Origin of the sequence: Acetivibrio sp. MSJd-27, assembly GCF_018918095.1 — a bacterium.
Taxonomy (GTDB): domain Bacteria; phylum Bacillota; class Clostridia; order UMGS1840; family HGM11507; genus HGM11507.
In genome coordinates, this window is the sequence record NZ_JAHLPV010000008.1 from 20,271 (window position 1) to 32,505 (window position 12,235).

General features: G+C 46.4%; 9 protein-coding genes. 4 read left to right on the forward strand and 5 right to left on the reverse strand.

The features are described from left to right. Positions 1 to 8 precede the first annotated feature (8 nt). From KQI32_RS04515 to KQI32_RS04535, 5 genes are all read right to left on the reverse strand, one after another. Positions 9 to 545, reverse strand: a complete 537-nt coding sequence (locus tag KQI32_RS04515) for a DUF4364 family protein (RefSeq protein ID WP_216424149.1) — start codon at positions 543 to 545, stop codon at positions 9 to 11. 163 nt (positions 546 to 708) lie between these two features. Then, a complete protein-coding gene (locus tag KQI32_RS04520; protein ID WP_253291062.1) occupies positions 709 to 1,245 on the reverse strand; it encodes a spore maturation protein in 537 nt (178 codons plus the stop codon). After that, positions 1,233 to 1,832, reverse strand: a complete 600-nt coding sequence (locus tag KQI32_RS04525; RefSeq protein ID WP_216424150.1) for a nucleoside recognition domain-containing protein — start codon at positions 1,830 to 1,832, stop codon at positions 1,233 to 1,235. Before KQI32_RS04525 ends, KQI32_RS04520 begins: the two co-directional genes overlap by 13 nt. Positions 1,833 to 1,893: 61 nt before the next feature. Then, on the reverse strand, positions 1,894 to 2,835 hold the full coding sequence (locus KQI32_RS04530) for a site-2 protease family protein (RefSeq protein WP_216424151.1): 942 nt from the start codon (positions 2,833 to 2,835) through the stop codon (positions 1,894 to 1,896). Then, a complete protein-coding gene (locus tag KQI32_RS04535; protein WP_177691087.1) occupies positions 2,832 to 3,470 on the reverse strand; it encodes a M23 family metallopeptidase in 639 nt (212 codons plus the stop codon). Before KQI32_RS04535 ends, KQI32_RS04530 begins: the two co-directional genes overlap by 4 nt. A 419-nt stretch (positions 3,471 to 3,889) precedes the next feature. On the opposite strand from KQI32_RS04535, the gene smc reads away from it, so the two are divergent. The 4 genes from smc to KQI32_RS04555 all read left to right on the forward strand — a co-directional run bounded on the left by smc (position 3,890) and on the right by KQI32_RS04555 (position 12,235). Then, positions 3,890 to 7,459, forward strand: coding sequence for a chromosome segregation protein SMC (smc, locus tag KQI32_RS04540; RefSeq protein WP_216424152.1), 3,570 nt, complete (start codon positions 3,890 to 3,892; stop codon positions 7,457 to 7,459). Between the two features lie 225 nt (positions 7,460 to 7,684). Then, positions 7,685 to 8,593 carry a signal recognition particle-docking protein FtsY gene (gene ftsY, locus KQI32_RS04545; protein ID WP_216424153.1) on the forward strand — a complete coding sequence of 303 codons (909 nt, stop codon included), beginning with the start codon at positions 7,685 to 7,687 and terminating at the stop codon, positions 8,591 to 8,593. Positions 8,594 to 8,638: 45 nt separating this feature from the next. Continuing rightward, the gene (locus KQI32_RS04550; RefSeq protein WP_216424154.1) at positions 8,639 to 11,362 is read left to right on the forward strand and encodes a UPF0182 family protein; all 2,724 of its coding nucleotides are present in this window, start codon (positions 8,639 to 8,641) and stop codon (positions 11,360 to 11,362) included. A gap of 222 nt (positions 11,363 to 11,584) precedes the next feature. Continuing rightward, complete coding sequence (locus KQI32_RS04555; RefSeq protein WP_216424155.1) at positions 11,585 to 12,235, forward strand: pentapeptide repeat-containing protein; 651 nt, start codon at positions 11,585 to 11,587, stop codon at positions 12,233 to 12,235.

The following is a 12,235-nucleotide window of genomic DNA, read 5'->3' on the forward strand; positions in this document are numbered from 1 at the left end:
TCTATATTCTATATATTCCGCATGATCTCCTCTGCAATTTTTTGATAGAGACCTTGGGGATTTTTTTCAAACATTTCTTTTGTCCGGATGGCAAGATCCCGGCTTCCTACATTTAGTCCGAGCTGAAACAGCGGAACACCTTTTTCCGTGATCTCCATACGGACGGCAAATTCCCCATTGTCCAAAACCGTGTAATCCGCTTTGACAATGCTGGTGGGTTCGGCTACCTTTTGGCTGGTATTCACGGCAAAGATAATCTTTTCTTTCAGCGAATACGGGATCTTATTTTCAAAAAAACCAATCACCTGGGCTCCTGCAGGAGTAATTTCATAATACTCTTTTTTGGCTTCTTTGGTCAGTTTAATTTTCTTATCCTTTACCAGTTCATAAAGATTTTGCTGCAGGGCAAAATAATCGATGGAGAGTTCCTTTAAGATGATTTCGGTAAGGTCAGAATTGGTTGCGGGTTTATGATAGGTATCCAATGCAAATAGGATAATCAGTTTAATGTTTGCATCATCAGATAATAATTTTTTATAGCCCATATTCCGCCTCCTTCTGCCATTCATTTCCGTCAAAGATACACTTTTGTTTTTCTGTCTTTTTATCTTGTATGAAAAATGGTGCCGCACTCTCTGCTAACAGTTTACCACAAAATATCATTCTTTTCAATTGTCCCGTCAAAAATTCATTCAAAAACATGGAAAATCAGCCCATTCCAACAAACACACGGGTCACGAAAACACTTGCCAGAATTCCGGCGGCATCCGCCAGCAGAGCCGCTTTCACAGCATAACGGGTATCGGTCACCTGCACCGCGCCGAAATAGACGGCAATGGTATAAAAGGTTGTTTCGGTGGAGCCTGCCATAACGGAGGCCACATTGCCAATGAGGCTGTCCGGTCCGTAAGTTTTCAGAATATCCGCCAGCATGGCGATTCCGCCGCTTCCGGAAATAGGGCGGAGCAGTGCCAGGGGCATTGTCTCGGTTGGAATACCCAGAAAAGCTGTGACGGGAGAGATGAGATTGCAAAGGAAATCCAGAAGTCCGGAACCGCGAAGCATGGCGATGGCAATCATCAACCCTACCACCGGCGGCAGAATGTTGACAATGGTGGTCATGCTGTCCTTTGCCCCGTCCAGGAATGCTTGATAGGCGTCCGTCTTTTTGCAGAAAGCTCCCAGCAGGAAAAGCAGGATCAGGCAGGGAAGCAACCATTCGGATATCGTTTTTACTGTCTGCATGTCAGAATTCGTTCCTCCCTTGCCCGAAAGAATTTTGCCGCCAGAATCCCCACCAAAAGACCAGTTAAGCTGCTAATCCACATGGGAAATACAATAAAAAAGGGGTTTCCGGATCCGTAATTCATCCGCAGGGACAGAATCGTGGAGGGGATCAGCTGAATCGATGAGGTGTTTAGGATTACGAACAGGCACATTGCATGGCTGGCTGTATTCCGGTTATGATTTTGCTTTTTGAGTTTCTCCATGGCTGAAATGCCTAGAGGGGTGGCGGCATTTCCCATACCCAGCAGGTTGGCGGTTATATTTAATGTCATGGCACCGAATGCCTCCGAGTCAGGAGGAACATCCCGAAACAGCCTGCCTAGAACCGGCTGAAGTATCCTTGCGATGATTTTTGTTATTCCGGCTCGGTCGGCAATCTTTAAAATGCCGTTGAAAAAGCACATGATGCCAAGCAGGGTGATCAGTAGCTGGATAGTGTCGCTGCAGGAGGCAATGCCTGCGGCGACCGTTTCCGCATATGTGCCGTTAAAAAAACTGTATAGGATAGAGGCCGCCATCATGGTGAGCCATATTTTGTTCAGCATATAGAGCCTCCTTTCAACCGTGAATTTACAGAGGAGAGTTTCCATGTCTTCCTCTGCGTGTTCATCCTTTCCTCTTTGAGAGGAAAATCTTATCGTGCTCGGCTATCGAATGCTGTGCTCTATGCTTCATCACAAGTTCTTTCATTTTTATGTTTGATCCCTTGCGGATGATGCCGTCAATCAGTTCTCCCTCCGTGAGGGTACCCATGATTTGGATTCCGTCCAAAACGGTAATCAGATAATACCGGTTATGGCAGAAATGATTCAGAATCTTGCGGGCGCTCAGCTCCTTATTTACGGCAATGCTGGAAATCGGCATGCTTTCAATCACTTTCTGACGCTTTTTATAGTCCGCGATCTCCCGCATCAGATACAAGCGCAGATTGTTTTTTTCCATGAACAGGTTGCCGTATAAAAAGCATCCGATCAAACACATGGAAAAATTGAATCGAGTTGCAAAGAATAGCCAGATGCCGCAGACAATCAATAGAAGAGACAATACCTTTGTCAATTTTTCGCAAAAATAATAAGCTTTGATATAGCCGATAAACTTGCTTAAAAAAGCCCGCAAAACCCGGCCGCCGTCCAATGGAACTGCGGGGAGCAGGTTTACAAGAGCGCAGCTTATATTCGCATAATACAAGAAGGATAACTCCTGGTTCCATATCCCGCTGACACTCCTGAAAAGCAAAAACGCCAGCGCCAGCCCCAGATTGCACAGAGGACCTGCCAGCGCCATAATGATCTCGTCATCCGGGTTTTGAATCAGTTCGTTTTGAAGTCGAATGTTAATACCAAAAGGTTCCACCGAAATCGAATGAATTTTGATTTCCCTTTTCCACAGCGCGACAAGATGGGCAAGTTCATGGCAGAGCATCAGAAAAAACATCATCAGATACTGTCTGAAAAAGCCGCACCAGAGCGCAAAGAGAATCACCGGAAGAAGAAATGGGTTGATGTGGAACCGTCCCCGCTCCCACCGTTCATAAAACGGATTTTTCATTTGATCAGGTAAGGCTGGGGATCTACCGGCGTACCATCCACTCTGATTTCAAAATGAAGATGAGGACCAGTACTTTTTCCGGTATTTCCGGACAGAGCAATCTCCTCGCCTTGCTGTATCTGTGCGTTTGCTTCCTTGAGCGTTTCGCTCAGATGTCCATAGAAAGTGGCGTATCCGTTTTCATGGGTGACAAGCATGCATTTGCCGTAAGTCTCGTCTTCCTTAATTTCGGTCACCGTTCCGGCGAGCGGGGCGTGCACCTTGGTACCCTCCTTTGCGTCAATATCCATTCCGGTGTGCAGGGAATTCTCATTTGTGATGGGGTTCATCCGTTCCCCATACGGAGACATGACAGCGCCATCCAAGGGCATGTGAAAGACCGGAGCTCCCAGCGTATAGGAGGCGATCACATGCTTCATATCCGCATAGAGCCCTTTGAAGTCCGTAGTGGTTCCGAGAACCGACTGAACGGTTGTCTGCACGCCGTTATCCGGCATAAATTTTAGAACTGCCACACAGCCAACCAGCAGAACAGCCAGAATCAGTTTCAAGTTTATGTGAGGCAGTTCCTGCTCTCCGGAAGATTGGCGGTATCTTCTCTGAGCCCGTGCTCTGCTGAATCCCTCGTTTCTCATAATGTGTTTCTCCTTTTCTGTTTAAGCAGTCGGATAGACAGCCCTTCTCTATTTCATTTATATGTCTTGTTTCCGGAATTATGTCTTGCTATTTTTCATGGAATTTAATATAATATAAGCATTAGAGAGTTGAGGCCAATATGCTTTGCACTTGTTAAAATCCCGCCTTTTTGGATTGTCGGTCTTGCAAGGCGTCAGCCTTGCTGCACCCTTACGCACCAAAAAGACAAAATTTTTCCTGTGTGCAGAGTTGCTGAGTTTCCACAGAGCAAATTTTTTCGTAAGGCAAGGAAAAAGCGCGGGGAATACTAGCCGTATGCACAAGCATTTTGACGCAGAATTGCGGAAAATTTGCCTGTGTAAACCATATTGGGCTCAACTCTCTAATGCTCGAGTTCGTATCCTCTGGAGGAAATGAAATGCGTTTAAAATCAATCGAAATTACTGGGTTTAAATCTTTCCCGGACAAAATAGAATTGGAGTTTCCGAAAGGCATCACCTGTGTCGTGGGTCCAAATGGCAGCGGAAAGAGCAATATTTCAGACGCAATCCGCTGGGTTATGGGGGAACAGAGCGTAAAAATGCTTCGCGGCGGCAAGATGGAGGATGTCATTTTTTCGGGTACCCAGAAGCGAAAACCGTTAGGGTTTTGTGAGGTTGGCATTCTGGTTGACAATGCGGATAAAACTCTCCCCATAGATTTTGACGAAATTCTGGTAACCCGCCGGCTGTTCCGTTCGGGGGAAAGTGAATACTATATCAATAAATCCGGATGCCGTCTCAAGGATATCCAAGAGCTTTTCATGGATACCGGCTTGGGAAAGGATGGCTATTCGCTGGTAGGGCAGGGCAGAATCGATGGGATCATAAACGGTAAGCCTTCCGAGCGCCGCACTTTCTTTGAGGAGGCCTGCGGCATCTCCAAATACCGACACAGGAAGGACGAGGCGGAGCGGAAGCTTGCGAATACCAACGATAATATTCTCCGTGTAGAGGATATCATCATTGAGCTGGAGAGCCAGCTAGGGCCTTTGAAACTGCAGAGTGAAAAGGCAAAGAAATATCTGGTGTACCGGGATGAACTGAAGGTTCTGGAGGTCAATGTGTGGCTTGACACCATCGAGAAGCATCGCTCCTCTCTGCGGGAGCTGAATGAGAATTTTCAGAACTGCAAAAAAGAGCTGGAGACCGCAAAGGCTGATCTGGAAAAGACGGACAGCCGCATCGAAACACTGCTGGCGGAATCCAAAAACCTGCAGGAGGATACCGACCAGTTAAGCCAGCAGTATCATACGGAAGAATACAATACAAAAACCTATGAAAACCAGATTGAAATTTTCAAGAACAATATCATGCACAACAATGAGAATATCCGCCGGATGGAGCGGGAAAAGCATGAGATGGAGAAAAAAATCGGCAGTTTTCATACGTATATTGAAGAGATCAGCCGGAAGATTGAGGAGATCGAAAGAAACCGCGAGGAGAAGCAGAAGGCGATTGAAGGGCTTCAGGCGGAATTTTCCAAGCTGGCGGATTCCATCGCCACCCACAACAGCTTTATCGATTCTTTGAAAGGTAAGCTAACCGAACAGAACAATACGGTTTCTACACTGAATGCAAAAAAAGCGGCCTGCGAATCCCTTATGGATAATCTAGAAAGCCGGAGAAGAGCGATCGAAGAGGAAATGAGGGAAAAGCAAGCTTCCGTCAAGGGGCTGGAAGCGGAGATTGCAAACTATCAGAAGGAATTGAATCAGCTGGAAGCGGAAGAAGCGAGAATGTCGGGAGAGATTGAACGGCTGCTTCGGAAGGAAAAGGAAGCGGAACAGCGGTTTGAAGAGAGCAGTGCTGCTTTTCAGAAAGCGAGAAGCGATTATATGGCAGATAAAAACCGCCTTGGCATGCTCCGGGACATGGAGAATGATTTTTCCGGCTATCCGCGTAGCGTCAAGGACGTTTTGACCGCTCACAAAAACGGAGAATTGTCCGGGCTTTCTGTTTTCGGCACAGTGGCCAGTGTCATTGAAACGAGAAAAGAATACGCTCTTGCCATTGACGCAGCGCTTGCCGCCGCCACCCAGTTTGTGATTGTGGGGGAGGAAAAGGACGCCAAATATGCAATTCAGTATCTGAAAAAAACAAAATCCGGCAAGGCGACCTTTTTACCGATTCGTACCGTGAAATCTCAGAAGCCGCTCAACGGCGATATCCGAAAGGAAAAGGGTTTTGTGGGAATTGCGTCCGAGCTGGTGGATTTTGAACATCAGTTTGCCGGGATCATTGAAAATTTGCTGATTCGTGTCGCCGTGTTTGACAACATGGACAACGCCATAATGGCCGCCCGCCATTTTCAGCACAGCTTTAAGATTGTCACTCTGACAGGAGAAGTGCTGAATGCGGGAGGCTCAATTACTGGGGGAGGCTTTAAGAACAATACCGGGGCAATCTCCAGAAATGCGGAGTTAAATGAGCTCGCCGAAAAGATGAAGGCATGGCGGACTCGCCTTGACAAAGCGGAGAGAGAACTTTCCGAAAAGAAGAACGAGATTGCCTTCGCTCGGGAAGAGGCTGAGCAGGAAAAGCAGAAAAAACAGCAGGTGAATACACAGAAAATTGATATTCTCTCCAAAATCCGCCTGAACGGACAGTTGATTGAAACACGGAAGAAGGACAGTTCGGTGCTGGAGGAGGAGCGCAGGGAACTTTCTGTCAAGCTGGGACAGAACGAGGGAAATCTGCAAAGCTTTGCGGACCAGATGGCTTCCCTGCAGCAGTCCATTTCCGAATTGGAGGAAAAAATTCTTCATAACAATCAGGACTATGAAAAGATTATTCGGGCAAAAGAGGAGTATAACGGGCGGATTGCGGATGAAAAGATGGCGCTGGGATATCTGGAAAAGGATCTGAGCACCGAGAAGGATAAGCTGATTTCCTTAAACAATGAAATAGGCGGCCAGAATGACGCTTTGTCTGCCAAAGAGGCTGAGATTGAGGAGGCAAAGGCAAAAAATGAGGATCTGCAGGACGAGATCGACTTCAAGTATCAGCAGATCTCCCAGCTGAAGGACAACATCACCGAGTATCAAAAGAAGATGGAACAGAACAAACAGAGAAAGGCGGAATGCGAGGAAGCCCTGTTAAAGAGCCAGAACGGATCCAAAGAGCTGCGTGATAAACTCATTGCACTGCAGGAGGAATATTCCCGCCTGGAATCCAGAACAACCAAAGCGGAAACCGAGCTGGAATATATCATCAACAATCTGTGGGATTCTTATGAGCTGACGGTGACTACTGCCACGGAGCTGAAAAAGGATATCGGTTCCATCTCGGCGGCGAATAAATCCATCAATGAGCTGAAAAATAAAATCAAGGATTTGGGCAATATCAATATCGATGCCATTGAAGAGTATAAAAATGTCAGCGAGCGGTATGAGTTTCTAACGACTCAGAAAGATGATCTGCTGGAGGCAAAGAGCAACCTGGAACAGATCATCACAGAGATGCTCAAGCTGATGAAAACGATATTCGGAACGCAGTTTGAAAAGATCAGCATAGCTTTTAACGAGACATTCCAGGAGCTGTTCGGGGGAGGAAAAGCGGATCTTCGTTTATCGGATCCTGCTGATATTCTGGAGAGCGGCATTGAGATCGAGGTACAGCCTCCCGGGAAAAAGCTGACGAATATCAGCCTTTTCTCCGGTGGAGAAAAGGCTTTCACAGCCATTGCGCTGCTGTTTGCCATTTTGAAGGTAAAACCCACTCCCTTCTGCCTGTTTGACGAGATTGAGGCGGCGCTGGACGATGTGAATGTATACCGCTATGCGGATTACCTGAAAAAATATAAAGAAGAAACGCAGTTTATTGTCATCTCCCACAGGCGGGGTACCATGGAAGCGGCGGACACCTTATATGGTGTCACCATGCAGGAGAAAGGTGTCTCCAAGCTGCTGAGCCTGGACATTGACGAAGTGGAAGAAATGACGAAATAACCTCGCTTTGCAAAAGCTTTTCATAAAATCTTGTTATAACTGCGGGCAAGATGTGCCCCGCCTCTTAAGGCGGCGGGTTCCATATCCGCAATCAGCGAGAGTAAAATCTTCCGCTGATTGCGGCACTGCTATGCAGTGCCCTTGCCCTCGTTGAATGACGGGGCAAGCCCTTATTGAAAACAGAATGGATTTATTTAATCTATATGAGAGAAAGGATTCATATACATGGCTTTTTTTGATAAACTGAAACAGGGACTGCAGAAGACCCGTAATGTAATTAAAGACAGAATCGACGATGTGTTCTCCGCTTTTCAGTCGGTGGATGAAGAGCTTTTTGAGGAGCTGGAGGAAGTTTTAATTTCTGCTGACGTCGGTGTGGAAGCCTCTCTTGAAATCATTGAACAGCTTCGTCAAAATATCAAAGAAAAGAAAATCAATGATGCGGAGGAGGCCAAACAGGAACTTTTCCGGGTGATCAAAGAAATTCTGGAAGAAAACGACACCGAACTGAAGCTTTCTACCTCACCCTCCATTATACTGGTGGTAGGGGTAAACGGCGTCGGGAAGACCACTTCCATCGGGAAGTTGGCCAACCAGTTAAAGCAGGAGGGAAAATCCGTTATGATGGCGGCGGGGGACACCTTCCGCGCTGCTGCCAGCGAACAGCTTTCCATCTGGGCGGACCGCACCGGAGTTCCGCTTGTAAAGCATCAGGAGGGCGCGGATCCGGCCGCTGTGATTTATGACGCTATCACTTCCGCCAAAGCAAAGCACATCGATGTCCTGATCTGTGACACCGCAGGGCGTTTACACAACAAGAAAAACTTGATGGACGAACTGAATAAAATGTTCCGTGTCATTCAGAGGGAACTGCCGGATGCGGACTTGGAGGTTCTTCTGGCACTGGATGCCACCACAGGACAAAATGCGGTCATCCAGGCGGAGGAATTTACCAAACAGACGAACGTGACCGGCATTATTCTCACCAAGTTGGACGGCACGGCCAAGGGCGGTATTGTGATCGCCATCTGTAAAAAGAAATCCATCCCGGTCAAATTCATCGGTGTGGGGGAAGGACTGGATGATTTCAAAAAGTTTGACGCGGATGAATTTGCAACGGCATTGTTGTATTAAAATCGTCTCACAGACATTTACTTTGTCTGAACAGGAGGTATCCGAATGAGCAAAATTGCAAAAAGATTACTGATCATCTTTCTTGCGGCAATTATTCTGATTGGGCTGCTGGTAGCAGTCAATATCTATTTTACGTACATCCAATACAAGGAGATCGGGGAAAACTATACGCAGGTATATCTCACGAATTTGCAGGCGAAATTGATCGCCCAGGCAGTGAGTTTCCTGTTTGTTTTTCTGATTTTTTTGGTCAGTCTGCTGTTTGTGCGGAAAAATTTGTTAAAGCTGGATGATACCTTTGGCTTCTTAAGAAGCAATCTGCTGATTTTTATTTTTACCTTTTTGTTGTCACTGATTGCCAGCAGTATCATTCAGTCAACGGTATACGAGAGGCTTCTGCAGTTTTTGAATCCGACCATGATGTCGCAGGGCGATCCCATTTTCAACAAGGATATCGGTTATTACCTGTTTCAGAGGCCGTTTCTGATTTCCCTGTGTGACAGTTGCTTTGCCCTGATGATTTTTATCACAGTTGCGGTTCTCATCGCCTATATCATTCTCTATGCCAAGCTGGGACTTTTGAACATCTCGGAGATCTTTAAGGTGCGGGGAATTGTCATCCACAATGTGGTCAATATTGCTGTTCTGATTCTGATCAAAGCGATCAGTTATACCTTCAAGGCGGAAAGCATTCTGTATTCCGAGAGCGGCGCGGTTTACGGCGCGGGATATACGGACATCACGGTGTGGATGAATTATTACAGGATTATCCCTTTTCTGCTGCTGACTATCGTACTTTTGACCATGATATTCCTCTACCGGGGAAAATATAAGTGGAGCATTGGCACAATTCTCGTCTATCCTGTGACCTATCTTGCGTTTTTCGTATTTTCTTTGGGGCTGCAAACCTTCTATGTCAAGCCGGAGGAGGTTAACCGGGAAGCACCCTACATTGCAAACACCATCAACCTTACCCGGCAGGCATATGGCCTTGACAATATTGAACAGAAGGAATTTAACATACAGTATAACCTGACGGCAAATGATCTGGAAGCCAATAAGACAACCCTGTCCAATATCCGTATCATTGACTATCCGTCCACCCTCAAAGCAGTGAATCAGCTTCAGGGAATCCGCAATTATTATTCTTTCAATGACATTGACATTGTAAAATATGATATTGAAGGAAAACCGGCGGCGATTGCACTTGCTCCCCGTGAATTTAATAAGGAAAAACTGGATACAACAACGACGAACTTTATCAATGAGAGACTCCGGTTTACCCATGGTTTCGGCGCTGTGGGGATTCCGGTAAACCAGGTGACCAAAGAGGGACAGCCCGCTTTCTTTATCAAGGATATTCCGCCTCAGTCGACCCAGGGATTTCCGGAAATTACACAGCCCAGGGTTTATTTTGGGGAGAGCACCAACGACTATGTTGTGGTAAATTCCGGCTATAAAGAGTTGGATTATTCCCAGGGGCAGGAGGATGCGGAGTTTTCATACGACGGCCAGGCCGGCATTTCGATGAATCTGTTCAACAAAGTACTGTTCTCCGTGTATAATACAGATTTTCAGATGCTGATTTCCAGTTTCATTGACGAGAACAGTAAAATTCTTATCAACCGCAATGTTTTGGAGAGGGTGAGCAAGGTTGCTCCCTTCCTTGAGGTAGACAACGATCCCTATATGGTGATCAATGAGGAAGGCAAACTGAAATGGGTGGTCAACTGCTATACCACCAGTTCCGAGTTTCCCTATTCTCAGCCAGTCAGCTTTAATGGGCGGCCGATCAATTATATCCGAGATTCCGTCAAGGCTGTCGTCGACGCTTATGACGGCACGGTAGATTTCTATATCACAGATCCGAACGATCCCATTGTACAGACCTATAAAAAAATTTATCCCAGATTCTTCAATGAAAACCCGCTGCCGGCGGATATCGCATCTCATCTGCAGTATCCGGAAAAAATGTTTAAGGTGCAGTCCACTGTATTCAAAAAGTACCACACAACAAATACGGATACGTTCTATAACAGAACAGATGTTTGGGAATATTGCAAGGAAAAAGTGCAGGGAGAGGCAAAGCCGGTGGAGCCCTATTACAGCTTAATGCCTCTGTTCGGAGAAAAGGAAGAATTGATTTTGATGATTCCCTATACACTGTCCAACAAGGACAATCTGGTGGCATGGCTGGCTGTCAGCTGTGACGCACAGAATTATGGAAAGATGGCACTGTACACCTTCCCGAAGGGGGAAAATGTATACGGCACCATGCAGATTGCCAACCGGATTGACAGCGATCCCAATATATCAAAGGAGATGACGCTGTGGAGCCAGGGAGGTTCCTCTGTGACCCGCGGCAATATGCTGGTGGTTCCGGTAAAGAATTCGCTTTTGTACGTTCAGCCGGTGTATATCTCCTCCAGCAATGATTCCTCTATCCCCGAGCTGAAACGAGTGATTGTGGCCTACGGGGACAAGATTGTCATGGAAGCTACGCTGGAAGACTGCCTAATGAAGCTGTTTAACTATAAGCTGGAATCCGACCTCCAGGGCGAAGCCAGCACAGCACCAAGCGTTGTGGAACCTCCGGAATCCGGGCAGGAGAATCCGACAGTCACTCCCGCGGTGGTGCCGAATGAATCGGAACAGAAGGTTGTGGAACTTTATGACAGAATGAAGGCTGCTCTGAGTAAATCTGACTGGACGGAATTCGGGCGTTCTATGGAAGAACTGGAAAAAGAGATCAATAAGCTGAGAAAATAACCTTGCAGCAATTTTCCTTATGAACGAATACCGTTACTGAAAACAACGGGCGTCCGCAGAAGGGCGCCTGTTGTTATAATCCGGAGAATTACGGCGAAATGAGTTGAAATTACTTTGAGAAAAATAATACACGGAATGAAGTCGTGATTTCACAGATTTAAAAAAATAGTGTGCGTGATTGGCTTTTTTCAGAATGAAAAATTTTTAAAGGGAGAGGATTGCATGAAAGTGATACCGCCCCGTATCCAGGAGGCCTCCTGCGAAACGGTTTCTCTAAGCAAGGCTGTTCTGGACGCGGTTTGCCAGGGAAGGGACATTGAGAATTCCCGTTTTTCTCAACAGAAACTGGAAGAGATAGAAGCTCCGGCAGCCGATTGGAAGGGCTGTATTTTTGAGAATATCGTGCTTCGAGGCTGTCATTTTTCCAGCGGAAGTTTTCAGGACTGTATCTTTGCGCACTGTGATCTCTCCAATGTCAATCTGAGTGACGGCTCCTTACAGCGCGTGATGTTTGAAAACTGTAAACTGACCGGCTTGAATCTGTTTGAAAGCCATCTGATTGACGTAACCGTGTGCCATAGCAACGGAAAGTATGTGAATTTTTCCGGAGGAAAGCTGAAAAACGTTTGGTTTGACGACTGCGATTTGTCTGGCGCGGTGTTTGATTCCTGTGAATTAAAAAAGGCGGAATTTACTGATACACGGCTGATTGGCGCGGATTTTTTACATACAAAGTTAAACGGCGTTGATTTAACGACCTGTGAGATTGATGGGATCTCCCTCTCCGGCAGCTATGAGCTCAAAGGGGCAGTCGTCACACCTTATCAGGCCTGTGAACTGGCAAGGTTTTTGGGAGTGAATATTAAGGGATAA

Bases quoted from the DNA above. Each gene is read 5' to 3' on its own strand.
- KQI32_RS04515 (WP_216424149.1), bottom strand. From the start codon at position 545: ATGGGCTATAAAAAATTATTATCTGATGATGCAAACATTAAACTGATT.
- KQI32_RS04520 (WP_253291062.1), bottom strand. From the start codon at position 1,245: ATGCAGACAGTAAAAACGATATCCGAATGGTTGCTTCCCTGCCTGATC.
- KQI32_RS04525 (WP_216424150.1), bottom strand. From the start codon at position 1,832: ATGCTGAACAAAATATGGCTCACCATGATGGCGGCCTCTATCCTATAC.
- KQI32_RS04530 (WP_216424151.1), bottom strand. From the start codon at position 2,835: ATGAAAAATCCGTTTTATGAACGGTGGGAGCGGGGACGGTTCCACATC.
- KQI32_RS04535 (WP_177691087.1), bottom strand. From the start codon at position 3,470: ATGAGAAACGAGGGATTCAGCAGAGCACGGGCTCAGAGAAGATACCGC.
- smc (WP_216424152.1), top strand. From the start codon at position 3,890: ATGCGTTTAAAATCAATCGAAATTACTGGGTTTAAATCTTTCCCGGAC.
- ftsY (WP_216424153.1), top strand. From the start codon at position 7,685: ATGGCTTTTTTTGATAAACTGAAACAGGGACTGCAGAAGACCCGTAAT.
- KQI32_RS04550 (WP_216424154.1), top strand. From the start codon at position 8,639: ATGAGCAAAATTGCAAAAAGATTACTGATCATCTTTCTTGCGGCAATT.
- KQI32_RS04555 (WP_216424155.1), top strand. From the start codon at position 11,585: ATGAAAGTGATACCGCCCCGTATCCAGGAGGCCTCCTGCGAAACGGTT.